At 57.0% G+C, this 23,142-nt stretch carries 24 protein-coding genes; 12 read left to right on the top strand and 12 right to left on the bottom strand.

What is annotated here, in order from left to right:
* Window positions 1-29 precede the first annotated feature (29 nt).
* Window positions 30-575, bottom strand: coding sequence for an AAA family ATPase (locus D5270_RS12930; RefSeq protein ID WP_166544496.1), 546 nt, complete (start codon window positions 573-575; stop codon window positions 30-32).
* 42 nt (window positions 576-617) lie between these two features.
* Between D5270_RS12930 and D5270_RS12925 the strand changes: the two genes are divergently transcribed.
* Complete coding sequence (locus tag D5270_RS12925; protein ID WP_166544495.1) at window positions 618-1,043, top strand: acyl-CoA thioesterase; 426 nt, start codon at window positions 618-620, stop codon at window positions 1,041-1,043.
* Entirely contained in the window at window positions 1,043-1,522 is a 480-nt protein-coding gene (locus D5270_RS12920; RefSeq protein WP_166544494.1) for an AAA family ATPase, read from the top strand. Before D5270_RS12925 ends, D5270_RS12920 begins: the two co-directional genes overlap by 1 nt.
* On the opposite strand, the gene ribF is transcribed toward D5270_RS12920, so the two are convergent.
* The 11 genes from ribF to D5270_RS12865 form a co-directional block, all read right to left on the bottom strand.
* Window positions 1,519-2,403, bottom strand: coding sequence for a riboflavin biosynthesis protein RibF (ribF, locus tag D5270_RS12915; protein ID WP_166544493.1), 885 nt, complete (start codon window positions 2,401-2,403; stop codon window positions 1,519-1,521). The two genes, D5270_RS12920 and ribF, sit on opposite strands and share 4 nt — an antisense overlap.
* A gap of 24 nt (window positions 2,404-2,427) precedes the next feature.
* Entirely contained in the window at window positions 2,428-3,339 is a 912-nt protein-coding gene (truB, locus tag D5270_RS12910) for a tRNA pseudouridine(55) synthase TruB (RefSeq protein ID WP_166544492.1), read from the bottom strand.
* A gap of 6 nt (window positions 3,340-3,345) precedes the next feature.
* Window positions 3,346-4,308 (bottom strand): DHH family phosphoesterase, encoded by a 963-nt coding sequence (locus D5270_RS12905; protein WP_166544491.1) that lies wholly within the window; start codon window positions 4,306-4,308, stop codon window positions 3,346-3,348.
* Complete coding sequence (gene rbfA, locus D5270_RS12900) at window positions 4,295-4,678, bottom strand: 30S ribosome-binding factor RbfA (RefSeq protein WP_161474883.1); 384 nt, start codon at window positions 4,676-4,678, stop codon at window positions 4,295-4,297. The genes D5270_RS12905 and rbfA overlap by 14 nt, the downstream gene beginning before the upstream one ends.
* A 138-nt stretch (window positions 4,679-4,816) precedes the next feature.
* Complete coding sequence (gene infB, locus D5270_RS12895) at window positions 4,817-7,225, bottom strand: translation initiation factor IF-2 (RefSeq protein ID WP_166544490.1); 2,409 nt, start codon at window positions 7,223-7,225, stop codon at window positions 4,817-4,819.
* A 4-nt stretch (window positions 7,226-7,229) separates the two neighbouring features.
* Window positions 7,230-7,562: a L7Ae/L30e/S12e/Gadd45 family ribosomal protein gene (locus D5270_RS12890; RefSeq protein ID WP_166544489.1), complete on the bottom strand. Its 333-nt coding sequence runs from the start codon at window positions 7,560-7,562 to the stop codon at window positions 7,230-7,232.
* Entirely contained in the window at window positions 7,555-7,854 is a 300-nt protein-coding gene (gene rnpM / locus D5270_RS12885) for an RNase P modulator RnpM (RefSeq protein WP_166544488.1), read from the bottom strand. The genes D5270_RS12890 and rnpM overlap by 8 nt, the downstream gene beginning before the upstream one ends.
* Window positions 7,855-7,878: 24 nt before the next feature.
* Window positions 7,879-8,964, bottom strand: a complete 1,086-nt coding sequence (gene nusA, locus D5270_RS12880) for a transcription termination factor NusA (protein WP_166544487.1) — start codon at window positions 8,962-8,964, stop codon at window positions 7,879-7,881.
* Window positions 8,965-9,027: 63 nt separating this feature from the next.
* On the bottom strand, window positions 9,028-9,516 hold the full coding sequence (gene rimP, locus D5270_RS12875) for a ribosome maturation factor RimP (RefSeq protein ID WP_166544486.1): 489 nt from the start codon (window positions 9,514-9,516) through the stop codon (window positions 9,028-9,030).
* A 133-nt stretch (window positions 9,517-9,649) separates the two neighbouring features.
* Window positions 9,650-10,189: a stage V sporulation T C-terminal domain-containing protein gene (locus tag D5270_RS12870; protein ID WP_166544485.1), complete on the bottom strand. Its 540-nt coding sequence runs from the start codon at window positions 10,187-10,189 to the stop codon at window positions 9,650-9,652.
* A 146-nt stretch (window positions 10,190-10,335) separates the two neighbouring features.
* Window positions 10,336-12,147 (bottom strand): S-layer homology domain-containing protein, encoded by a 1,812-nt coding sequence (locus D5270_RS12865; protein WP_166544484.1) that lies wholly within the window; start codon window positions 12,145-12,147, stop codon window positions 10,336-10,338.
* 221 nt (window positions 12,148-12,368) lie between these two features.
* Between D5270_RS12865 and D5270_RS12860 the strand changes: the two genes are divergently transcribed.
* From D5270_RS12860 to D5270_RS12815, 10 genes are all read left to right on the top strand, one after another.
* A complete protein-coding gene (locus D5270_RS12860; protein WP_166544483.1) occupies window positions 12,369-13,112 on the top strand; it encodes a JAB domain-containing protein in 744 nt (247 codons plus the stop codon).
* Between the two features lie 16 nt (window positions 13,113-13,128).
* Window positions 13,129-15,123 carry an excinuclease ABC subunit UvrB gene (uvrB, locus tag D5270_RS12855; RefSeq protein WP_166544482.1) on the top strand — a complete coding sequence of 665 codons (1,995 nt, stop codon included), beginning with the start codon at window positions 13,129-13,131 and terminating at the stop codon, window positions 15,121-15,123.
* A gap of 81 nt (window positions 15,124-15,204) precedes the next feature.
* Entirely contained in the window at window positions 15,205-15,759 is a 555-nt protein-coding gene (locus tag D5270_RS12850; protein ID WP_166544481.1) for a phosphohydrolase, read from the top strand.
* 22 nt (window positions 15,760-15,781) lie between these two features.
* Entirely contained in the window at window positions 15,782-16,546 is a 765-nt protein-coding gene (locus D5270_RS12845) for a GNAT family N-acetyltransferase (protein ID WP_166544480.1), read from the top strand.
* Window positions 16,547-16,548: 2 nt separating this feature from the next.
* Window positions 16,549-17,601 carry a GrpB family protein gene (locus D5270_RS12840; RefSeq protein ID WP_166544479.1) on the top strand — a complete coding sequence of 351 codons (1,053 nt, stop codon included), beginning with the start codon at window positions 16,549-16,551 and terminating at the stop codon, window positions 17,599-17,601.
* A gap of 2 nt (window positions 17,602-17,603) precedes the next feature.
* Window positions 17,604-18,137 carry a nitroreductase family protein gene (locus D5270_RS12835; RefSeq protein ID WP_166544478.1) on the top strand — a complete coding sequence of 178 codons (534 nt, stop codon included), beginning with the start codon at window positions 17,604-17,606 and terminating at the stop codon, window positions 18,135-18,137.
* Window positions 18,138-18,162: 25 nt separating this feature from the next.
* Window positions 18,163-20,991, top strand: coding sequence for an excinuclease ABC subunit UvrA (uvrA, locus tag D5270_RS12830; protein ID WP_166544477.1), 2,829 nt, complete (start codon window positions 18,163-18,165; stop codon window positions 20,989-20,991).
* A 1-nt stretch (window position 20,992) separates the two neighbouring features.
* A complete protein-coding gene (locus D5270_RS12825; protein WP_166544476.1) occupies window positions 20,993-21,505 on the top strand; it encodes a methyltransferase family protein in 513 nt (170 codons plus the stop codon).
* 19 nt (window positions 21,506-21,524) lie between these two features.
* Entirely contained in the window at window positions 21,525-22,163 is a 639-nt protein-coding gene (locus D5270_RS12820) for a GyrI-like domain-containing protein (RefSeq protein WP_166544475.1), read from the top strand.
* A gap of 56 nt (window positions 22,164-22,219) precedes the next feature.
* Entirely contained in the window at window positions 22,220-23,002 is a 783-nt protein-coding gene (locus D5270_RS12815; RefSeq protein WP_166544474.1) for a hypothetical protein, read from the top strand.
* The last annotated feature ends 140 nt before the right edge of the window (window positions 23,003-23,142 follow it).

Below are 23,142 nucleotides of genomic sequence, written 5' to 3'. Positions count from 1 at the left end.
TCCCCACTGGCTTTTTTTTGCCCTATATGCTATAATATCCTGTACAGGCCTGCGTCCAGAGCCCTGCCGACTAAAGCCGCGGTCTCATAAGGTGACTGCCCTGCGGTGTTGACAGCGTGGTGCTCATACTCCCCAAGGTCCGCGAACATATCCCACATAAAGGCGACGTTTTCCGGCTGCAGAGAGGACTCCTCGCGCTGTTCTCGCTCCGCAGCCCGGGTCATAGTCTCCCCCTTATCCGGCCTAAGGACTATATAGCGCAGGTCCAGCCCCCTTTTTGCCAGCGCCCGCCAGGGGGCCAGGAACCATGGGCCTATAACCCCGTCCACATAGACCATATAGCCTCCCTGGACGTATTCCCTGGCACAGGCGCATATGGCGTTCATCACCGTCTCGTTCTGGTCCCCGGAATCCTCCCGCCATGGAGGGATATAGCCCTTGCGTATGTACTCATAGAAATCATCTGTGTGCATATGTACTGAGGGGAGTCTGCTGCCGTCGGCCAGCAGCCGGGAAACCGTAGTCTTCCCCGAGCCGCAGGGACCGGATATCAATATCAGCACCCCATTGCCCATAAATATCACCTACTATATTATATTAAAGAAAGCTGGGTTATCATGACCGTATACACCCGACCTGTCCACTATTATGAGACCGACCGCATGGACTGTGTGCACCACTCCAACTATATCCGCTGGTTTGAGGAGGCCCGGGTCCATTTCATGAAGGAGAGCGGCTTCCCCTATGAGGGCCTTGAGGCGGCGGGCATTGTCAGCCCGGTGCTCAGCGTGGAGGCGGATTACCACTCCATGTGCCGCTTTGGGGATACCGTGGATATAGCCGTAGAGCTTTCGGACTATTCCCGCACACGCATCTCCTTTTACTACCAGGTGACAGACAAGAAGACCGGTGAGTGCCGCTGCGAGGGCAGAACACACCACTGCTTCATAAACAGTTCAGGCCGCCCGGTCTCCCTGAAAAAGGCAATGCCTGAGTATGACCGCACCGCTTTGGCGCTGCTTTCCGGGAAGGAGGTGGAGTGATGGCAAAGGTTATGCTGATATGCGGCAAGCTGTGCAGCGGAAAAAGCTGGTACTGCCGGGAGCTTATGAAAAATTCTCCGGCCCTGCTGCTGTCTGTGGACGAAGTAACCGAGCGGGTCTTCGACAAAAGCTTAGGCGAGAGCCACGATATTGTCTCAGCCAAAATACAGTCATATCTGCTGGATAAGGCTGCCGAGGCCCTTTCAGCCGGGGCCGACGTGATACTGGACTGGGGCTTCTGGACAAGGTCCGCGCGCCTTGAGGCAAGTGAATTTTTCCGGGAGCGCGGCGCTGCATATGAGTGGCACTATATTGACGTGCCAGATGAGGTCTGGCAGGAGAATATCGTCCGCAGGAATAAAGCTGTCCTTGCCGGTGAGGACGACAGCTATTATGTGGACGAGGGCCTCCTAGGGAAGTTCAAAGACCTCTTCCAGCCGCCGGAGTCCGGCGAGATGGATATTATATTCAGGCGTTAGCCTGCCGTCATAGCCTTCGCTGTTTTGGCGTTGCGCTTTATCTCCTCCTTGAGCTCATCCAGGGAGGAGAATTTCTTTTCGGGACGTATAAAATCCACCAGCTCTACCCGGACCCTCTGGCCGTACAGGTCCCCGGTAAACTCCGGCATCCAGGTCTCTGCCAGCACTCTGTCTGAGCCCACGGTGGGCTTCACGCCTATATTGCACACGCCATAGTACCTGCCGCTGTCTGTCCGGCACCAGGCGGCATATACTCCGAACCGGGGCAATGCCAAATCCTCGGGCAGGGCCTGGTTTATAGTCGGCGTTCCCAGCCCGCGGCCTATATGGTTTCCGTGTATTACCTCAAGGGAGAAGCCGAAGGCCCTGCCAAGCAGACGGTTTGCTGTGGAGATATCCCCTTCGGCAACCGCCTTTCTTATGCGCGTTGAGCTCACCTTCCCTCCGCCGTCCAGCACCGGCGGGACAACTATAAGCTGTGTCCCGGACGCCTCACACATTCTCAGAAGCAGCTCAGTATCCCCCGCCGCCCCCCTTCCGAAGCGGAAGTCCCCGCCGCAGCAGAGGCGCTTTGCATTGAGCCGGCCCAGCAGGATGTCCGCTGCGAACCTCTCAGCCTCCATGTCCCGGAGCTCTGCAAAATCCATAGAGTACACGCGCTCTATGCCCATGGACTCAAGCGCCGCCGCCTTGTCCTCTGGGGTCATAAGCGCCGGGTCTCCTGAGGGGCTCTTTTTGAATGTGAACACCTGCGGGCTGTACTCCGAGCCCAGCGCCGCCTCAATCACCGCCCTATGCCCCAGGTGCAGGCCGTCGAAGGTCCCCAGCGCCAGGGACGCAGGGGGATTGTCTTTTATGTCCAGGGTCTCCAGTATCTCCATGGAGTCCTCCCCTCCCTTATACTCTCACTTTTCCTCTGCAAACAGCTTTAAAAAGCCCAGCTGGTTTATCTCCGGCTGGGCTTTTGCCAGCCCTAAAAAGCGCCCCTCGGGGCCGTAGACACAAAAGCGCTGGCCCTCCCTCAGGGCTATTCTGGGCATACGCAGCCGCCCTATGTCAAGCCCGCCGCCGTTGCAGAACCTTACGGCCTGGGCCGGGCTCACCTGCACCGGCGGGTAGTCTCTGAACAGGGTCTCCACAGGCCGCAGGACTGTTTCCAGCTTACCTTCCGCTGCCATAGCCCGCAGGCCGTCCAGGGTAACGGCCTCTTTTTCCGTAAACCCGCAGGCTTTTACCCGCCGCAGGGAGGTCATGGTCCCAAGAGTGCCGGCAGCTTTTGCAATGTCTTCAATAAGCGCCCTGATATATGTGCCCTTTGAGCAGGATACCCTTAATACGCCTTTCTGTCCATCCACGTCAAAGCTTCTCAGCTCCAAAGCCTCTATGTGTATGGGCCTTGCCTCCCGCTCTATCTCTATGCCCTGCCTTGCCAGCTTATAGAGCCTCTGTCCGTTTACCGACACAGCGGAATACATTGGCGGCACCTGCATGATATCTCCGCAAAACTCCGGGATTACCTGCACTATGGCCTCTCCCGGCACTCTGGCGGCGCAGGTCTCTGTAACCTTACCGGTCACGTCCCCTGTGTCATAGCGCTCACCAAGGCTAAACCCTGCCTCGTACTCCTTATCCGTGTCCGGCAGTAAATCGGCGGCCTTTGCCGCCCTCCCTATAAGCAAAGGAAGCACCCCGGTGGCCATAGGGTCCAGGGTGCCGGTGTGGCCAATTTTCTTTTCCTTTGCAAGCCCTCGCATGACTGCCACTGCGTCAAAGGAGGTGAAGCCGACAGGCTTGTCCAGTATAATAACTCCGTTCATTGGGGTTTAGATACTTCCTATCTCCTGTAAGTATTCCCGGCAGACAGTAAGCATCCTCTGCCTGGCCTCGTCCATAGTTATCCCCTCAAAGCTGCATCCCGCCGCCCCGGGATGGCCTCCGCCCCCGAAACGCCCGCAGATGTCCGCGGCATTGACCGGAGGGTTTGAGCGCAGGGATATCTTTATCTTACCCTCCGGGCGCTCCTTCACGGTGACGCCGATAAGCACACCCTCTATCTGCCTTGGCAGGCTCTCTACGCCGTCCAGCTCATTTTCGCTGGCCCCTGTGCTCTCGTAGACCGACTGGGGAAGCCGGATAATTGCCAGCCTGCCCCCGCAGTGGAACTCCAGGGTGTCAGTTATAAGCTTCTCGGCCTCCATAGAGGCCCGGGTGCGGGTCTCGAAGTTCCTCTGGTTTATGTCCCCTGCCGGAGCTCCGGCCTCCAGGGCGTCAGCTGCCGCCCGTAGGGTGCGGGGGGTCACGTTCCTGTACCGAAAGCAGCCGGTGTCGGTGGCCATGCCGGTATATAAACACCCGGCGGCAGCTTCATCCGGCTCTGCCCCCAGCTCCTTCAAAAGCAGCCAGACCATCTCTGCTGCGGCGGCGCTTCCCGGCTCCACCCAGCGCTCCTTTGCGAAGGGCACATGGGTGCCGTGGTGGTCTATGGCCAGCTCTATCCTGTCCCCGAACTTATCCCAGGCGTCCCCTAAGAGCTTGCTGTCAGCCACGTCCACCGTGACTATATGCTCCGGCGCGAAGTCAATTTCCTCAAGTCCTTGGAAAAGATACGCAAACTTCTCGGGCAGGGGGCTGGCGCAGTACCAGCCCGCCCTCTTTCCCAGAGAGCGCAGCCCCCGCACCAACCCGGACATGGAGCCCAGCGCGTCCCCGTCCGGGTTCTCGTGGCATATTACCAGTATATCGTCCCAGCCGCCTATAAGCGCGGCAGCCTCCTTACAGGTCAGCATTTTCATCCTCCTCCGGGGGAGCCTCCGGGATGTCCAAATCGTTTATTATCTTCGAGATACTTGCCCCATACTCAATGGAGTCTGTGGGCTTGAATATAAGCTGCGGCACATGCCTGAGCTTCAGCCTATGGCCCAGCTCCCGGCGTATAAATCCTGCCGCCGACTTCAGGCCCTCAGCCGCCTGCTTTGAGCGCTCCAGGCCCTCTACTGTGCTGACGTATGCCGTGCAGTATGACAGGTCGTTGGTGACCTCTACCCGCACTACGCTCAATAAGCAGCCGGTTACCCGGGGGTCCTTCAGCTCCCGCAGGATAGCGGAGAGCTCCCGGCTGATGTCTCCGGCGGTGCGGGCCTGTTTGTTTGTGGGCATGGTGTTCACTCCTTTTTTATTGCCATTTTAGTATAAAATGGCAATATTTTTCTTTTTTGCTTTTTGGCCTGGCGGCAAGGCCGTGGGGCGCTGCCCCACACCCTGCCACCTTTGAAAAGGTGGACGAAGCTTTTGCTATTAGTCTCTGTATTCCTCCATTTCGTAGGCCTCCAGTACGTCTCCCTGCTTGATATCTATAAACTTCTCCAGGGTGATGCCGCAGTCGTAGCCGTCCGCGACCTCCTTTACGTCGTCCTTGAAACGGCGCAGGGAGGCGATTTTGTCGTCGGCAACTATAATGCCGTCGCGGACCACCCGGACAAGGGCGTTGCGGGTTATCTTGCCGCCGGTGACATGTCCGCCGATGACGATGCCCACATTGGATATCTTGTAGGTCTCCCGGCACTCGGCCCGGCCCAGTGCCACCTCCCGGAACTTTGGCGCGAGCATACCCTTCATGGCGCTTTCTATTTCCTCAATGCAGTCGTAGATTATCCTGTACAGCCGCATATCTACGCCGTCCCGCTTGGCGTTCTCCTCGGCCACGGGGTCGGGGCGCACGTTGAAGCCTACTATAATGGCATTTGACGCGTTTGCCAGCATAACGTCGCTCTCGCTCACAGCGCCCACAGCGCCGTGTATGATATGCACACGCACCTCGTCGTTTGTGAGCTTCTCCAGCGACTGGCGCACGGCCTCCACCGAGCCCTGCACGTCCGCCTTGACGATTATCTTCAGCTCTTTCATCTCACCCTCTCTCATCTGCTCAAAGAGGTTGTCGAGAGTTACCTTCGTCTGGGCCCGGAAGGCCTCCTCCTTCTGGTCGTTCAGGCGCTGCTCCACCAGCTCCCTGGCAAGGCGCTCGTCGGAAACGGCGTCAAAGACGTCGCCGCCTACTGGCACATCCCCAAGGCCGGTTATCTCCACAGGCACCGAGGGCCCTGCCTCTGTGACCCTGCGGCCCTTATCGTCCATCATAGAGCGCACCCGGCCCACTGTGGCTCCGGCAACTATAGTATCCCCGGCGCGAAGCGTACCATTCTGCACAAGCACCGTTGCGATGGGGCCCATGCCCTTGTCAAGCCTTGCCTCTATTACAGTACCCTTGGCGGCGCGGTCGGGATTCGCCTTGAGCTCCATCATGTCGGCGGTAAGCGTTATCATCTCAAGCAGGTCATTTATGCCCTCTTTTGTGTGTGCGGAAACCGGGATACAGGGGGTATCGCCGCCCCACTCCTCAGGCACCAGCTCGTACTCCGTCAGCTGTTCCTTGACCCTGTCCGGGTTGGCGCCCAGCTTATCCATCTTGTTTATAGCCACTATAATGCTGACCCCTGCCGCTTTGGCGTGGTTTATAGCCTCAACGGTCTGGGGCATAATGCCGTCGTCCGCAGCTACGACCAGTACGGCTATATCAGTAACCTGCGCCCCCCTGGCCCGCATGGTGGTAAACGCCGCATGGCCCGGGGTGTCCAGGAAGGTAAGGTCCCTGTCGCCCGCCTTGACTCTATAAGCACCGATATGCTGGGTAATGCCTCCGGCCTCGCCCTCTGTGACGTTGGAGTGGCGTATCACATCCAGTATCGATGTCTTGCCGTGGTCCACGTGGCCCATGACTACCACCACCGGGGCTCTGGTCACAAGGTTGGCCTCGTCGTCCTCGCTGTCGTCTATAATACGCTCCTCAATAGTTACAACAACCTCTTTTTCCACCTTGGCGTGGAACTCGTCGGCAATGAGCACGGCGGTGTCGAAGTCGATGGTATCATTTATGGCGGCAAATACCCCCAGGCCCATAAGCTTCTTTATCACCTCGGGCGCTGCTACTTTAAGGCGCAGGGCAAATTCCCCAACGCTTATCTCGTCGGGCACCTCGATGGTGATATGCTTTGCCTTGCGCTCCATGGCTATGCGGCGCAGGCGCTCTGCCTCGGTCTCCCGCTTGCCTCTCCGCTGCTGGCCCCTTCTCTGCTGGTTCCTGTTTGTGAACTTCTGCTTGGTAACGGCGTTGTCCTGCCTTGCGCTCACCTTCTGGTCCGCCAGGCGGTCATACTTCTCGTTATACTTGTCAATATTCACATTGCTTGAGCGGGTATCCACCACCCGGCGTGTGGGCGCCTTGGGCTCGCGCACCGGCTGGGCAGGCTTCTGCTGGGATTTCTGCCCCGCCTGCTGCTCTGCGGCGGGCTTTGCTGCCGCCGGGGCCGGCTGGCCCTTGGGGGCTTCCTTGTCCTTAGGCTGAGCCTGCTTCTTTCCGCCCTCCTTAGCCGGCGCGGGCTTCGGCTCCGCCGGCTTTTTCCCGGAGGCCTCGGGCTCCTGTTCCCCCTTGGGCTCAGGGCCCAGCTCCCTCTGGGCGAAATATTCATCCAGGCTGGCCAGATTCCTCTCCTGGGTGAATGTCTCAAAGACGATGTCCAGCTCCTTTTCCTCCAGGGCCGTCATATATTTCTTCGGCTCCGGGAAGTATTTCGCCAGCGTATCTATTACGTCCTTATTGGTGAGGTTCAGGTCCTTTGCTACCTCCCGCACCCTGTACTTTATCATCATAGGCTTATTCCTCCTTCTCTCGCTGTTGGCTCTCGGGTAGTTCCCCGTATTCCTTCAAAAGCGCGCCTGCAAACCCCTCGTCGGTCACAGCCACCACTCCGGCCTTTATCCCACAGGCTTTACTAAGCTCTGCCATACCGGCCTGGATTCGGACGGCCTGTATCCCCGCCCGCCCGGCCTCATACCGTAAGTTCTTATAGGTCTTCTCCGACACGTCCCCGGCTGCTATGAGCAGCGCGGCCTTCTTTGCCCTGGCTGTTTCCCTGCATACGTCAAAGCCCGCCTGGAGCCTTCCCGCCCTTCGGCACAGCCCCAGCAGTGACAGCACCTTATCCATTCTCCGCCATCTCCCCCTCCAGCCGCTCATAGACCTCGTCCGGTATCTTGCAGGAGAAGGCCCGCTCCAGCCGCCTTGCTTTCCTGGCCTTTACAAGGCACTCCGGGTCCCGGCAGATATACGCTCCCCGCCCGGGCTTTTTGCCGGTCATGTCCAGCTCTATGGGCCGTGGCAGGGGTTCGCCGTTTTCGTCCGTCTTTTCCGGGGCTCTTACAATGCGCATAAGCTCCCGCTTTGGCTTCATCTGGCCGCACCCGGCGCACATGCGCATGGGGGTCTTCCTTTGGTGCATGGGGCTCACTTCCTTATCTATGCTTTACTCGTCTTCTCCATAGAAGCCGCTCTCGGGCTTAATATCTATCTTCCAGCCGGTAAGCTTTGCCGCAAGCCGGGCGTTCTGCCCCTTATTGCCTATGGCAAGGGAAAGCTGGCTGTCCGGCACGGTGACCCTGCAGGCCCGCAAATCCCCCTCCGAGAGCTCCACCGCCAGCACATTTGCCGGGGACAGGGCCGCCGCAATGAACTTGCCGGGGTCCTCGCTGTACTCCACTATGTCTATCTTCTCGCCGCCCAGCTCCTCAACTATCTCGTTGACCCTGGCGCCCCTTGTACCTATACATGCGCCCACTGCGTCAACATCAGGGTTATGGCTCAGGACGGCTAGCTTCGTGCGGGAGCCTGCCTCCCTGGCTACGGCCTTTATCTCCACCGTGCCGTCATATATCTCCGGCACCTCGGTCTCAAACATGCGCTTCACCAGCTCCGGGCGTGTGCGGGAAATTATGGCCTTCGGACCCTTGAGCCCCTCCAGCACATCGACTACATAGACCTTTATGTAGTCTCCCTCGTGCACGCTCTCCCCGCCTATCTGCTCGGTCTTCGGAAGCACCGCCTCGGCCTTGCCTATGCGCAGGGTCAGGGCCCCGGTCCTGGGGTCTACCCTCTCAATAAGGGCACTGACAAGCTCCTGGTGCTTGCTCTGGAACTCCTGCATCATCTGGCCCCGCTCGCTGTCACGGATACCCTGCCGGATTATATTCCTGGCTGTCTGGGCCGCGACCCGGCCAAACTGCTTGGTGTCGAGCTTTATGCCCACGGTGCCGCCCACCATGGCCATGGGGGATATCCGCCTCGCCTCCTCCAGGAGCAGCTCCTTATCTGGGTCCTCTATCTCCTCTACAACGGTTTTCAGCAGGTATACCTCAAAGCGCCCGGTGCCCGGGTCCACCTTCATGTCCACATCTTCATTATTATAGGTATTCTTGCAGGCAGTTCCGATGGCCTTCTTTATCTTATCCAGCATAAAGTCCATGGGAATGCCCTTTTCCTTCTCCAGCATGCCCAGCGCCAAAAACAGCTCCTCATTGCCCTGGGGCTCTGCGGCCTTCTTCTTGCGTACCATTTTTCCAAACCACTCCTTACAGTTTCTTCCGTGCTTATCTGTCGCACTATATTTTATTATATATTATTCCGTATCTTCCGTCTCAATATCATCCAGCGCGCAGACCCAGGCAAGCTCCTTCTTCTCCAAGGTCACGCTGGTCTCCTCATCCAGCTGAAGCTCCACCCTGCCGTCCTCATAGCCTATAAGCAGACCCTCAAGCTCCTTTGTGCCGTCCTCCAGGGGGCGTATGAGCCGGGCCCTCACTGGCTCCTCCATATAGGCTTCAAAGTGCTCAGGCCTTGTCAGCTTCCTGTTGAGGCCTGAGGAGGACACCTCCAGCACATACTCCTGGGGCACCGGGTCGGTCTCGTCCAGCACCGGGTCAATGGCGCGGCTCATATTCACGCAGTCGTCTATGCCCACGCCGCCCTCTTTGTCAATATATATGCGCAGCACCCACTCCGCGCCCTCCTTCTGATACTGCACGTCCCAGACCTTCAGCCCCAGTTCCAGGGCTATGGGCTCGCAGAGCTCATACACGCGCCCCGCCACTCCGACCTTACCGCTCATATCCGCCCGCCTTTCCGTTATAACAAACGAAAGAGCGGGTCGCCCCACTCTCTCAGTCTACTTACACTATACCATGATTATAGCACCCAATCCCGGGAAAATCAAGGGTTTTTTCAAGGTTTTGCACAAGTTTTTACGACTCAAGCTGCCTTGAAAGGAACATTGCCGCCGCTTTGGCGCTCTCCACGGCCTCGCCGCCTATTTTGGGCGAGCTCTTTTCCCCTTTAATGAGCATTACCGCGCCCATCGGGTCCCCGGAGGACACCACCGGGAACACCGTCAGTGCCGCCGCCGGAAAGCCCTGTGCCGCAAGCACTGTGCTCTCGCCGTTGGTGACAAAGCTCCTTCGCCCCTGCACCAGCTCCTCCATCTGCACAGACACCTGCTTATGCAGCAGGTCCTTCTTCACCGGCCCTGCCACGGCTATCACCTGCTCCGTATCGCAGACCGCGGCGCCAAGCCCCGTCAGGTTTACAAGGGCCTCGGCATACGACTGGGCCAGCTGGGACATCTCCCCCACCGGGGAGTACTTCTTGAGTATGACCTCTCCCGACACGTCGGTGAAGATTTCCATGGGCATACCCTCACGAATCTTCAGGGTGCGGCGAATCTCCTTGGGGATGACTACCCGCCCGAGGTCGTCGATACGCCGGACTATACCAGTAGCTTTCATATAAAAACTTCCTTTCGCGCAAAATTTTCCAGGCCGTGCCAATTGGCCACTTCCCATTCCCCGCGACCCTTTTTGGACGGCTTTCACGGGGATATTATTTGCGCGGATTTTCCTTTTATCCCGCTCTTTGTCTTTTCACTTTGCGTTCAATGGCAGCCGTTCCGTTTGCAAAGATATTTTGCCGTGGGGTCAGTTGGGTCCCAGGTGTGCCAGGAGGGAATCTTCAGCCCGGCGGGCTTCTTTAAGGGGCCGGAGGTCTCGCTGGGGGAGATGTATACATGGGTGCCCAGCGCGCAGTTGTCGTATATCCATTTAGCGTCCTCGCAGTTGAGGCGGATGCAGCCAAGGGACCTGGTGGTGCCCAGGTTGTTGAACTCGCCGGACCACATGGTATAATTATTCCTCAGGTCGTTGGGCACCGAGTGGAACAGGTAATTGCCCATAATCTGGGTGCACCACTGGGCCCAGCTGCCCCCCACCATCTCCAGCCAGCGGTAGCGGTCCGGGGTATAGAAGTTGCCGGTGGGCGTAGGATTGCCGCAGGAGACCAGCATGGAGCGTACAGGTATCGTATAGTTTCCCGCGCTGTCCTTTGCGAAAATAATCAGATAATTCGCGGGCTTATAGACCTTGATATAGTATGGCCCCTTGACGACGCCCAGATTCGAGATGTCCTCAACTATCAGGCCGTTTTTATAATACCGCGTCCAGCTGCCGTCCTTGAAGAAGCCGGTAGCCGCAGCCCCGGTGGAGTCAAAGCGGTATTTTACCCCGCCGATAGTCTGCACTCCCCTAAGGCACTTTCCGTCTGAACCGATATAATATTTTGTTCCGTTCAGGCTAAGCCACCCGCGCTTATCTGTGGACTCATAGCGGGTATAGTCTGTCCACTGCTCGCCGCCCTCCTCGGTGCCGGTAAACTCATGGTCCGTAGAGGCCTCGATAATATTGCCATAGGCCCAGTTTCCCGGGAACACATCGCAGAACTCCCTGGTGCCCTCCAGCTCCTCGATGTTTTCGTCAGGCTGGCGGCCCAGCATACTGTTGAGTATGGTAACGGCCTGAGCTCTTGAGATATTATCATTGGGGTGGAACATGCCGTCGGCGCCGCCGTGTATCCAGCCCTTAGCGTATGCGGACACTATATAGGGCCTGGCCCAGTTCTTTTCAGACACATCCGTAAACGGACAGTCCCCCTCCTCCAGGCTGTCGCATGACGCCGCCATGCGCACAAATTCCGCCCGGGTTATCTTGGCGTTGGGGCGGAAGCCGCTCTCTGCAGAGCCGGTGGCAATACCCAGAGCGTTCACCCTTCCCACAGAGTCCGCAAACCAGTCGGTGGGCTTCACGTCCTTAAAGCTGGCGCTATGCTCAAAGTCCTTTATCCGCAGAAGGTTGCTGAACAGCGTAGCCGCCTCTGCCCGGGTCAGACTTCCCTGGGGATTAAAAATCTCAGGGGAGCAGCCGTTTATATAGGCCTTATGCTCGTCCGTGTTAAGCAGGGCAGCCACACTGCGCTCAAGACACGCGGTATACACGGTATCATCGGAAACAGCCGTCTCAGCAGGCTCTGCCGGCTCGCCGACCTCATTGAGCCAGCCGGTAATAACATATCCCTGCCAGGCGTGTTCCTCAGGAATGCCGGGAACGCTCTCAGGCTTCTCACCGGGGAGCACGGACTGGATTTCCATGCCAAAATCCCCAAAGTCAAAAGTCACCGAAACAAGACCGCACTCCGGCGGTTCTTCAGTGTCGTCCACAGCGGGCTCGTTATCAGCCGTATACATGTCCGGCTCCGCTTCTTCCGTATTCCCAGCGGCGGTCTCTGTCTCTGCTTCTGGCCGGGCAGGGGTCTCGTCCGCAACGGCAGTAAGGCCCATACAGCCTGTTACCAGCAGGCAGCACAGAAGCACGGATATCAGCTGCCGAAGGGTCATATGGGGGCTTGAGGTATTCATAGGTACATTGCTCCTTTTACATATAGTACATGATTATAGACAATTATACTCTATACCGATAAAAAATGGAAGATGTGAACGCAATATTTCTCCCAAAATTTTTTGAGGAAATATTGCGTTGCTTTTCCCTTTATATTTGATTATAATACAGAAGATATAGGGCTTGACAAAGAAACATACGTTTGATATGATATTGTTACTACAGAGAGGAGGCCTACCCCATGGCCGCAAGGAAGAAGAGGCCCGGCCCAAGAGAAACCCGAAGGATACAGCTGCTCAGGGAGGTCCTGGAAGGCAGGATGCCCGGTGACCAGGCTGAAAAGGCCGCACAGTTTATGTGGAACACCTGGGGGAGCCTCAAAAATATACTATCTGCTCCCGAAGAAGCCATAGCCTCCGCACCTGGCATGGATCCGGATACTGCCAGGCACCTGCGCCTGACTTTGGAGCTGGCCCGGGCCTGCCTTGACGAGGAGACAGACAGTGTAAAGAGGGTTGGGGACAGGCGCACGGCAGTGGAGCTGTTCCAGCCGCTTTTCCTCGGCCAGAGGGTTGAGGCCGTAGGCGCTGTCCTGCTGGATACCGGCAGCAGGGTCATCTACAGGGGTATCGTCTGCGAAGGGGCGGTAAACGCGGTGCCCCTCTATGTGCGCAGGCTGGTGCGCCTATGTATAGACTACGACGCCGACAGCTTCATATTGGCTCATAACCACATAAGCGGTAGCGCCGAGCCCTCAAAGCAGGATATCCTGACCACCAAGCACCTGGTGCTGGCCCTGGACTGCATACAGGTCCGGCTTAAAGACCATATAATACTGACAGACGGCGGGTATTTCTCTTTCTCCGAGAGCGGAATACTCCATGCCATGGCTGACGACGCCCTGGCCCAGTGGCGCAGCGGGATAGCTGGAACCAGGGAGTTGACAGACTACTTGGCAAAAGCCGGCCTGGGCGCCGGAAACTAAAAGGAGGGCACTGAAAATGGACTTCAAGCTTTCATCCAAATTCCAGCCTACCGGAGACCAGCCGGAGGCCATAGACCAGCTTGTGCGGGGAGTCAGCTCGGGAATGAAGGAGCAGACCCTGCTGGGCGTCACCGGCTCGGGCAAGACATTTACTATGGCGAACGTGATAGCGCGGCTCAACCGCCCCACGCTGATACTGGCCCATAACAAGACCCTGGCGGCGCAGCTCTGCTCGGAGTTCCGTGAGTTCTTTCCCGAAAACGCAGTGGAATATTTCGTCTCCTACTACGACTACTATCAGCCGGAGGCGTATATTGTACAGACGGACACCTATATTGAGAAGGACAGTGCAATAAATGACGAGATAGACAAGCTCCGTCACAGCGCCACCTGCGCCCTTTCCGAGCGCAGGGACGTTATAATCGTGGCCTCTGTCTCGTGCATATACAGCCTCGGCGACCCTATCGACTACAGAACTATGGTCATATCCCTGCGCCCGGGCATGGAGAAAAACCGGGACGACCTTTTAAGAAAGCTGGTTGAGCTCCAGTATGAGCGCAACGACGTAAACTTTATACGCAACAAGTTCCGGGTCCGCGGGGACGTAGTTGAGATATTCCCCGCCGAGTCCAGCGAGAAGGCCGTGCGGGTAGAGTTCTTTGGGGATGAGATAGAGCGGATAAGGGAGTTCCTGCCGCTGACCGGAGAGGTCACCGGCGAGCTGAAGCACGTGGGGATTTACCCGGCCTCCCACTATATCGTGCCGGGAGACAAGATGAAGACCGCCATCGCCAGCATCTATGATGAGATGGAGAAGCAGGCCGCCATGTTTAAGGAGCAGGGCAAGCTCATAGAGGCCCAGCGTATCAGCGAGCGCACGCGCCACGACATAGAGATGCTCTCGGAGATAGGCTTCTGCAAGGGTATAGAGAACTATTCCAGGGTGCTCTCTGGCAGGGAGGCGGGCAGCGCCCCCTTCACCCTGCTGGACTATTTCCCTGACGACTACCTTATGTTCGTAGACGAGAGCCATGTTACCCTGCCCCAGGTGCGGGGCATGTTCGGCGGCGACCACGCCAGGAAACAGATGCTGGTGGACTACGGCTTCCGCCTGCCCTCTGCCTATGACAACCGGCCCCTGAACTTTGATGAGTTCTATGGGCATATAAACCAGGCCATATTTGTCAGCGCCACTCCGGGAGACCTTGAGCTGGACAAGTCCACCCAGGTTGTGGAGCAGGTCATAAGGCCCACAGGGCTCCTGGACCCCAAGGTAACTGTAAAGCCCACCGAAGGGCAGATAGACGACCTTATCTCAGAGATAAACCTGCGGGTGGAGAAGCAGGAGAGGGTACTTGTCACCACGCTGACAAAGAAGATGGCTGAGGACCTTACAAGTTATCTTGAGAATTACGGCATAAAAGTGAGGTATATGCACCACGATATAGACACCGTGGAGCGCATGGAGATAATAAGGGATTTGCGCCTTGGGGAGTTCGATGTGCTGGTGGGCATAAACCTTTTGAGGGAGGGCCTGGATTTGCCCGAGGTCACCCTGGTCGCCATACTGGACGCGGACAAAGAAGGCTTCCTGAGAAGCGGCAGGAGCCTGATACAGACCATCGGACGCGCCGCCCGCAACGCCGAAGGCCAGGTGATAATGTACGCCGACAGCGTCACGCCCTCCATGGAGTACGCCATAACTGAGACCGAGCGCAGGCGGGCCATACAGGAGAAATATAACCTTGACCACGGCGTCGTGCCCAAGACCATCAAGAAAGACGTGGCTGAGATTCTTGAGATTTCCACCCATAAGGACGACGGCAAAAAGAAAAAGAAGCACTATACCCCCGCCGAGCGCAGGGAGCTGATAGAGCGTTATCAGAAGGAGATGAAGGCGGCGGCGAAGCTCTTGGAGTTCGAGCACGCGGCCTACCTCAGGGACAAGATAAAGGAACTTGAGACCGGGAGCGCGGGGCACGCGCCCCTGCCAAGGAGGAGGAAGGGGTAGTGGAAAGGGCAGAAGGAAGAAGCGTATGGGAAGTCATCCCGGAGCTGCAGGAGTATATTGAGCAGAACATCCTGCCCCTTTATGAGGCCCATGACTCCGGCCCACGGGCCCGAACATGTGCGGATAGTTTTAGAAAACAGCCTTGCCCTGCTGGACGGGCTGGATGTTGACTCCAACATGGTCTATACTGTGGCTGCCTATCATGACGTGGGTATCCGGGTCAGCCGGGAGCACCATGAAGCCGTCTCCGGGCAATGGCTGTGGGAGGATAGGGAGCTGGAGCGCTGGTTTACCCCCGAGCAGCGGCTTGTCATGCGCCAGGCCGTGGAGGACCACCGGGCTTCCCGCCAGGAGCCTCCCCGGAATATCTATGGGCGCATTGTCAGCGAGGCCGACCGTGACCTGGACCCAGAGCGGGTTGTGCGCCGCATGATAGAGTACAGCAAAGCCCATTGGCCCCAGTGGAGCGACGAGGAGCATATCCTTCGGACAATCGAACATGTAAAGGATAAGTACAGCGAGAGCGGCTATCTGCACCTATGGCTGCCCTGTCCCCGCAATGAGCGTGGGCTTGTCATCCTTAGGGAGTGGCTAAAGTCCGGGGAGCTGGCTGAGAGGTGCAGGAAATATCTGTGAGTCGGGAAAGGGGATAAAATACATGAATAAAAGAGAGGCTTTGTCCTTAGGTATCAAACAGCTTGCCACAGACTATAACGCAAGGCTGGAGGACTTTATAAGGCCCGGCATTACCTTTACCTCTCCGGCACTGAACCCGGGACGGCGGGTCTACTCGGACGAAATGCCCTTCTTTGAGCTGGCGGCTGTGGGCCACGCGGCGGTCATTATGGCTGATGAAGTCCTGCGCCCGGAGCTGGATGAGTGGATAAAAGACGTGGAGCACCCACACTGGCTGCTGGAATTCCCGCGGCTCTTGACGCTGTCAAAAATACTTGGGCCTTACGGCTGGCAGCTTACCCAAACCTTCCACTGCTATCTGCCGGCCGGTAGCTTCGGCCCTGTGAGCCCGCCGGAGGGCCTTGAGTTCCGGCTGCTTGAGCGCGGCGGGATTGTGGAGCTATACCCCAACTCCGACTGGCCCAACGCCCTGCAGGATGATTACAACCCCAAAAGGCTGGATGTTTTGGCGCTTGCCGCCGTGGACGGCGGGAAAATTGTTGGGATGGCAGGAGCTTCTGCCGACGCGCCCGGGATGTGGCAGGCCGGCATAGACGTGCTGCCGGAGTACCGGGGGCGCGGGCTGGGGACGCTGCTGGTGCGGGGGCTCTGCCATGATGTCCAGAAGCGTGGGGCCGTGCCTTTTTACGGGACAAGCCTTAGCAATATACATTCGCAGAACATAGCCTGCCAATGTGGCTTCGCCCCGGCGTGGGTGGCGGTATCCGCCAGAAAAAGAGGGGATTAACTATGGGAAAACCGCTTAGTGAGATGCCCCTGGAGGAGCTGTGGGAGCTGTTCCCCATATTCTTGACTGAGCATCAGGACTGCTGGGCAGACTGGTACAAGGATAAAATGCGGGTGCTGCGTGGCATACTCCCTCCCGGCACCCTGCTGCACCATGTGGGCAGCACTGCCATTAAGGGCATATGGGCAAAGCCCATTATTGACATTCTGATAGAGACCCCGAATATGGCGGCGCTGGACAACGCGGCAGGTGCGCTGAAAGCGGAGGGGTATATCTGCACGTCTCAGGGCGGAAGTCGTGTTGACTTCAACAAGGGCTACACGCCCGAGGGATTTGCCCAGCGGGTGTTCCACCTGCACCTGCGGCTCATGGGGGACCATGACGAGCTGTATTTTAGAGACTATCTCAATGAGCACCCGGATATAGCAAAGGAGTATGAGGGGCTGAAGCTGGAGCTATGGAAGCAATATGAGCATGACAGGGACGAATATACCCGGCAGAAGACAGCGTTTGTACTGGAGCATACCCAGACGGCGAAAAAGGAGTACCGGGGACGCTATATTTCCCCGGAAACGCTTGTCAGTGAGACCTTTTCTGAGGAGGCCCGGGAGAGAGTGCTGCAATTTCTGGCTTTCCTGCGCATGGAAGGAGCCGCTTTCGAGAGGGCTGGCGGCTATTGGGCTGGGCAGTATTACTGGGCGGCACTCTACTTCGGAGAGCCTGTATTTTATCTGCTTATCAATGGAACAGGGGACGAGGCAGCGCTTGCCCCAATAACAGTCTGGACCGACGACAGCGGCTCCACATGGTATGAGGATGCGCCCTTATCCCAGGGAGAAAAGGAGCTCTGCTGGAAACACGTGGATGTCTGCGGACATTGCGGCTCCTGCCCCGGTGGTACAGAAAAAACTGTGTTTTGCAGGAAGTTTGATGATGTGTGCCGCACTGCCCTGCGGTTCATAGCTCCCGGTACGGTTGAGATGGCGCTGCTGCAAAGATTGGCAGAGCTCCGATTTGCGGACATCAGAGGTAGAATAAGGGAAAGGAAGATATAAAAATGGACATTCTTGAGCTGATACAGAGCCGCAGAAGCTACCGCGGCCCCTACGAGAACACTCCCGTCCCCCGGGAGGATTTGCGAAGTATAATGGAGGCGGGGCTGGCAGCGCCCTCGGGGTGCAACAAACAGACCACAAGCCTTATCGCTGTGGACGACCCGGAGCTGCTCCGAAAGCTCAAGGCGGCCATAAATCCGCCTATAGCCGAGACCGCCCCTGCCGCCATATTGGTGCTCGCCCGGGAGATAATTGCCTATAGGGACCGGTGCTACAGCGTGCAGGACTACTCGGCGGCTATCGAGAACATGCTGCTGGCAATAAAAGCCCTGGGATATGAGAGCTGCTGGTATGAGGGGCATATCACGGACCTGGACAGGATAGACTTAAAGCTCGCTGAGATTCTGGACGTGCCGGAGGAGTACCGCATAGTGTGCCTGCTGCCTGTGGGAAAGGCTGCCCGGGAACCGGGAGCAGGGCCGAAGAAGCTGGCCTTTGAGAAACGGGCGTGGTTTAATGGATTCGGGAACGACTAATAGATGAATTGGAGGAAGAAAAAAGATGAGCCTTGACAAAATAGAAGTTTTCGGCGCCCGGGAGCACAACCTGAAAAACATAGACGTAACTATCCCCCGGGACAAGCTGGTGGTCCTCACAGGCCTGTCCGGGTCGGGAAAGTCCTCCCTGGCCTTTGACACCATTTACGCTGAGGGCCAGCGGCGGTACGTGGAGAGCCTCTCGTCCTACGCGAGAATGTTCTTAGGGCAGATGGAGAAGCCGGATGTGGACAAGATAGACGGCCTGTCCCCGGCCATTTCCATCGACCAGAAGACCACCTCCAAAAACCCCCGCTCCACTGTGGGCACGGTGACGGAGATATACGACTACCTGCGGCTTTTGTACGCCAGAATAGGCATCCCCCACTGCCCCATCTGCGGCAGGGAGATTAAGCAGCAGACCATCGACCAGATTGTGGACCAGGTGCTGGCGTTGCCTGAGAAGACAAAGCTGCAGGTGCTGGCCCCGGTGGTGCGCGGGCGAAAGGGCGAGCATGTGAAGGAGTTCGACGCCGCCAGAAGGGGCGGCTTCGTGCGTGCAAGGGTGGACGGCCTTCTCTATGACCTGGGCGAGCCCATGCAGCTTAACAAGAATCAAAAGCACAATATCGAGATAGTGGTGGACCGCCTGGTTGTCCATGAGGATATCCGCTCCCGCCTTGCGGACTCCATTGAAGTGGCCTCAGGGCTTACCGGGGGAATGGTGATAGTGAACGTAATAGACGGCGAGGATATCACCTTCTCCCAGAACTACGCCTGCCCTGAGCACGGCGTCAGCGTGGACGAGCTCACCCCCAGGATGTTTTCCTTCAATAATCCCTTCGGGGCCTGTAAAAAATGTACCGGCCTTGGAGTTTTCATGCGAATCGACCCGGCGCTGATAATCCCCGACAAAAAGCTCTCCATACGCAAGGGCGGGCTCAAGGCCAGCGGCTGGGCCATGGAGGGCAGCACTATCGCCACCATGTACATGCAGGGCCTTTCCGAGCACTACAAATTTTCCCTTGACACCCCTATTGGGGAGCTGCCAAAGGAGATAGTGGATATACTTCTGTACGGCACAAAGGGTGAGCAGATAAAGCTGACCCGCATGGGCGAGTACGGCAAGGGGAGTTCTTATAAAGCGGCCTTTGAGGGGGTTATCAACAACCTGGAGCGCCGGTATAAGGAGACCTCCTCCAACTGGATAAAGGCCGAGATAGAGACCTATATGAATGCCGTCCCCTGCGACGAGTGCCACGGCAAGCGCCTTTCCCCGGAGAGCCTAGCGGTAACTGTGGGCGGGGTCAATATTGCCGACTTCTGCGACAAGTCCGTTACGGAGGCCCTGGAGTTTGTGCAGGCTCTGGAGCTTACCCAGCGTGAGAAGCTTATAGCCGCCCCCATTGTAAAGGAGATAAAATCCCGGCTGGGATTTTTGCAGAGCGTCGGCCTTGAGTACCTTACCCTCTCCCGGTCCTCCGGCACCCTCTCCGGCGGCGAGAGCCAGCGCATACGCCTTGCCACGCAGATAGGCTCCTCCCTGATGGGTGTCCTGTATATTCTGGACGAGCCCAGCATTGGACTGCACCAGCGGGACAACAGCAAGCTCCTCGGCACCTTAAAGCGCCTTCGGGACCTTGGCAACACGGTGATAGTTGTGGAGCACGACGAGGAGACCATGCGCGAGGCCGACTATATTGTTGACATCGGCCCGGGGGCAGGAGTACACGGCGGCAATGTAATATATTCCGGGCCGGTGAAGGGGATTATGAGGTGCAAGGAATCCGTTACCGGCCAGTATCTCAGCGGAAAGAAAAAGGTTGAGATACCCGGTACCCGGCGCCAGGGCAACGGAAAATTCCTTGAGATAGTCGGTGCCAGCCAGAACAATCTCAGGGATGTGACAGTGAGCCTGCCCCTTGGCGAGCTGGTGTGCATTACAGGAGTGTCCGGGTCGGGTAAATCCTCGCTTATAAATGAGATACTTTTCAAAAAGCTTGCTTCAGAGCTAAACCGCGCCCATACGTTCCCCGGGGCCCACAAAGAGATAAATGGCCTTGAGCACCTGGACAAGGTGATACAGATAGACCAATCGCCTATAGGCCGCACCCCCCGCTCAAACCCCGCCACCTATACCGGGCTCTTTAACGACATAAGGGACCTGTATGCCAGCACCCAGGAGGCCAAGCTGCGGGGCTTCGGGCCTGGGCGGTTCAGCTTTAACGTGAAGGGTGGGCGCTGCGAGGCCTGCCAGGGCGATGGCATAATCCGCATAGAGATGCACTTCCTGCCGGATGTGTACGTGCCCTGTGAGGTATGTAAGGGCCACAGGTACAACCGCGAGACCTTAGAGGTAAAATATAAGGGCAAGAGCATATACGACGTGCTGGAGATGACCGTTGAGGAGGGAGTGGACTTCTTCAGGGACCTGCCGCGGCTTGCCCGGAAGCTGCAGACTCTCCACGACGTAGGGCTGGGCTATGTGAAGATAGGCCAGCCTGCAACCACCCTCTCAGGAGGCGAGGCACAGCGTGTAAAGCTTGCGACAGAGCTCTCCCGCCGCCCAACCGGCAAGACCATCTATATCCTGGATGAGCCCACCACCGGCCTGCACATTGCAGACGTGCACAAGCTCATAGAGGTCCTCCAGCAGCTGGTGGACAAGGGCAACTCTGTGGTCGTCATTGAGCATAACCTTGATTTGATAAAGACCGCCGACCATATTATCGACCTGGGCCCGGAGGGGGGCAACCGCGGCGGCACCATAGTGGCTGAGGGTACGCCGGAGGAGGTCTCGCTGGTAGACGGGAGCTATACCGGGCAATATTTAAGGCCCCTTTTGGGCGTTTAAAATGGCGGCGATGCTTCTCATACCCTTCTTTCTGCTGCGCTTCGGGCTGATGGCCCTGCTGAGCAGGCCAGCCCTGGCCCGAGCGGCGGCTTTTGCGCCAGTTACGGGCGCAGAAATACCGGCCTATTGGGTGTACCAACTATCCAATGCCGCGCTTATCATAGCCCTATTCTTTCTGCAATTCACAGGCGGGCCGCTGCTCCTTGGCGGCACCGCGCTGTATGGCGCCGGAAGCGTACTGCTTGCGGCCTCAGTGGCCGGCTTCTGCACCCCGGACGAAAACGGCATTAACCTCCGGGGAGCGTACCGCTATTCCCGCAACCCTATGTACATGTCCTACTTCCTGGTGTTCCTGGGCTGTGCGGCTATGACTGCTTCCCTGCTCCTGCTGGCGCTGCTCCTGTGCTTTCAGATATCAGCACACTGGATAATCCGGGCTGAGGAGCGCAGCTGCATACAGCGTTTCGGTCAGGATTATCTGGACTATATGAAGCAGGTCCGAAGGTATTTTTAGAAATTTAAGGAGGAAAACCATGGCTTTTGACTTCAAAAAGGAACAGAAGGAACTTTATGCACCCAAAGCCTCTCCCCAAATCGTGACCGTCCCTCAAATGAATTTTATAGCCATAGACGGTTGTGGCGACCCCAATACAGAGGGCGGCGAATATCAGCGCGCACTGAATGTGCTGTATGCTGTTGCGTATACCGTTAAAATGAGCTATAAATCAGACTACAAAATACCTGGATTTTATGAATACGTTGTCCCCCCGCTGGAGGGATTTTGGTATCAGCCAGGCATTAAGGGTGTAGATTATTCAAATAAGTCCTCCTTCTCCTGGACTTCGGTGATACGCCTGCCGGACTTTGTGGGGGAGAACGATTTCGCCTGGGCTGTTTCTGCCGCAGAGAAAAAGAAAAAGCTCGACTGCTCCCAGGCATATCTCCTTGCGCTGGACGAGGGACTGTGTGTGCAAATGCTCCATGTTGGGCCATATGACAGCGAGCCTGAGACTGTGGCGCTTATGGACGCATATATCGTTAAAAACGGCTATGAGAATGACCTAAACGATACCAGGCGGCACCATGAGATATATTTGAGCGACCCCCGTAAAGCTTCGCCGGAGAGGTGGAAGACGGTTATACGGCACCCCATAAAGAGGCGTGAATGTTAAAAAGAGTTGGACTAACTTGTCGAATATAATTTAGTTTGTTTATGGAGGTGTAACTTATGGAAAAGAAAAGCATTTACAGGCTCACAGTGGAAACCGACTACAGGCTGATAAAGGGAGAATCGATTTCAAGTGGGGAGAAAGCGGCTATCGCTGCAGAGCTACTGTCTGCGGCTCCTACTAAAGCTGTAACCCCAGCCGGCAGGAGAGCACTGTACCCGCTATTTTACATACCGCCCCAGGAGGTGAAGCTCCGCAGCCTGATGGGACAGACCCCCAAGACAAAAATTTTTTCCGGCAACATGTACGAGCTGGAGATACTGCGCCTGCTCTGCCTGCTGGCCCCCAGCAACCCTCAGGTTATGCTCATGCGCGACGCGACTCTGCGCCGCCTGAAAACCACCTGCTTCGGCTGGGATGACGACGGTGTAGGCGAATGTTTCGACACCTCGCTTATAGTGCTGAGATTTTTATGCACCGCCTCCCCTGAGGACACAGAATGGATAAGGAGCCGAATCGAGAACTATAATCGTCATACAAACGAGAAAAGGAGACCCTGGTTTCCCCTCTGGTATTTCTGGCTCTGCCTATCGGAAATGCCAATGGAGCTGGCCCTGCCGGAGATAGCTCAGCACCGCGTTGCGCTCGAGAAGAAGCTCCGGCGCAGCTACGTGATGCACAGCGAGCAGGACCGAGCGCTGCACCCTATGCTGGTGTGTATGCTTCGGAACTTGATGTCGCGCCTGCCGGAGTATTCATGGCTGGCGGGATGTGAGCCCTGTGTCAGCGGAACGGACGGAAGGGTGGGGCTCCCTTTGCATTTTGCTGTAAGACCGGCTTAAATTTTATATAAGCTTCTTTGCTGCCGCTTCAGGTAATCGCCTGGAGCGGTCTTTTTATGCCCGCGTTCTCGGTATTACAGTATATAAATAACTTCCACTCGGCGGCAAAAGAGAGCCGTACGAGAATCTAAAATTTAAGA

Source organism: Acutalibacter sp. 1XD8-36 (genome assembly GCF_009917525.1).
Classification (GTDB): Bacteria; Bacillota; Clostridia; order Oscillospirales; family Acutalibacteraceae; genus Acutalibacter.
This window is presented reverse-complemented; position numbering and strand designations above follow the sequence as displayed.

Excerpts from the sequence above, each read along its gene's own strand:
- D5270_RS12825 (WP_166544476.1), top strand. The coding sequence starts at position 20,993 with ATGGCGGCGATGCTTCTCATACCCTTCTTTCTGCTGCGCTTCGGGCTG.
- uvrA (WP_166544477.1), top strand. The coding sequence starts at position 18,163 with ATGAGCCTTGACAAAATAGAAGTTTTCGGCGCCCGGGAGCACAACCTG.
- ribF (WP_166544493.1), bottom strand. The coding sequence starts at position 2,403 with ATGGAGATACTGGAGACCCTGGACATAAAAGACAATCCCCCTGCGTCC.
- D5270_RS12820 (WP_166544475.1), top strand. The coding sequence starts at position 21,525 with ATGGCTTTTGACTTCAAAAAGGAACAGAAGGAACTTTATGCACCCAAA.
- D5270_RS12815 (WP_166544474.1), top strand. The coding sequence starts at position 22,220 with ATGGAAAAGAAAAGCATTTACAGGCTCACAGTGGAAACCGACTACAGG.
- D5270_RS12865 (WP_166544484.1), bottom strand. The coding sequence starts at position 12,147 with ATGAATACCTCAAGCCCCCATATGACCCTTCGGCAGCTGATATCCGTG.
- D5270_RS12870 (WP_166544485.1), bottom strand. The coding sequence starts at position 10,189 with ATGAAAGCTACTGGTATAGTCCGGCGTATCGACGACCTCGGGCGGGTA.
- uvrB (WP_166544482.1), top strand. The coding sequence starts at position 13,129 with ATGGACTTCAAGCTTTCATCCAAATTCCAGCCTACCGGAGACCAGCCG.
- D5270_RS12930 (WP_166544496.1), bottom strand. The coding sequence starts at position 575 with ATGGGCAATGGGGTGCTGATATTGATATCCGGTCCCTGCGGCTCGGGG.
- D5270_RS12925 (WP_166544495.1), top strand. The coding sequence starts at position 618 with ATGACCGTATACACCCGACCTGTCCACTATTATGAGACCGACCGCATG.
- D5270_RS12920 (WP_166544494.1), top strand. The coding sequence starts at position 1,043 with ATGGCAAAGGTTATGCTGATATGCGGCAAGCTGTGCAGCGGAAAAAGC.
- truB (WP_166544492.1), bottom strand. The coding sequence starts at position 3,339 with ATGAACGGAGTTATTATACTGGACAAGCCTGTCGGCTTCACCTCCTTT.
- infB (WP_166544490.1), bottom strand. The coding sequence starts at position 7,225 with ATGATGATAAAGTACAGGGTGCGGGAGGTAGCAAAGGACCTGAACCTC.
- rnpM (WP_166544488.1), bottom strand. The coding sequence starts at position 7,854 with ATGCACCAAAGGAAGACCCCCATGCGCATGTGCGCCGGGTGCGGCCAG.
- D5270_RS12905 (WP_166544491.1), bottom strand. The coding sequence starts at position 4,308 with ATGCTGACCTGTAAGGAGGCTGCCGCGCTTATAGGCGGCTGGGACGAT.
- D5270_RS12860 (WP_166544483.1), top strand. The coding sequence starts at position 12,369 with ATGGCCGCAAGGAAGAAGAGGCCCGGCCCAAGAGAAACCCGAAGGATA.
- rimP (WP_166544486.1), bottom strand. The coding sequence starts at position 9,516 with ATGAGCGGTAAGGTCGGAGTGGCGGGGCGCGTGTATGAGCTCTGCGAG.
- nusA (WP_166544487.1), bottom strand. The coding sequence starts at position 8,964 with ATGGTACGCAAGAAGAAGGCCGCAGAGCCCCAGGGCAATGAGGAGCTG.
- D5270_RS12835 (WP_166544478.1), top strand. The coding sequence starts at position 17,604 with ATGGACATTCTTGAGCTGATACAGAGCCGCAGAAGCTACCGCGGCCCC.
- rbfA (WP_161474883.1), bottom strand. The coding sequence starts at position 4,678 with ATGCCCACAAACAAACAGGCCCGCACCGCCGGAGACATCAGCCGGGAG.
- D5270_RS12850 (WP_166544481.1), top strand. The coding sequence starts at position 15,205 with ATGAGGCCCATGACTCCGGCCCACGGGCCCGAACATGTGCGGATAGTT.
- D5270_RS12890 (WP_166544489.1), bottom strand. The coding sequence starts at position 7,562 with ATGGATAAGGTGCTGTCACTGCTGGGGCTGTGCCGAAGGGCGGGAAGG.
- D5270_RS12840 (WP_166544479.1), top strand. The coding sequence starts at position 16,549 with ATGGGAAAACCGCTTAGTGAGATGCCCCTGGAGGAGCTGTGGGAGCTG.
- D5270_RS12845 (WP_166544480.1), top strand. The coding sequence starts at position 15,782 with ATGAATAAAAGAGAGGCTTTGTCCTTAGGTATCAAACAGCTTGCCACA.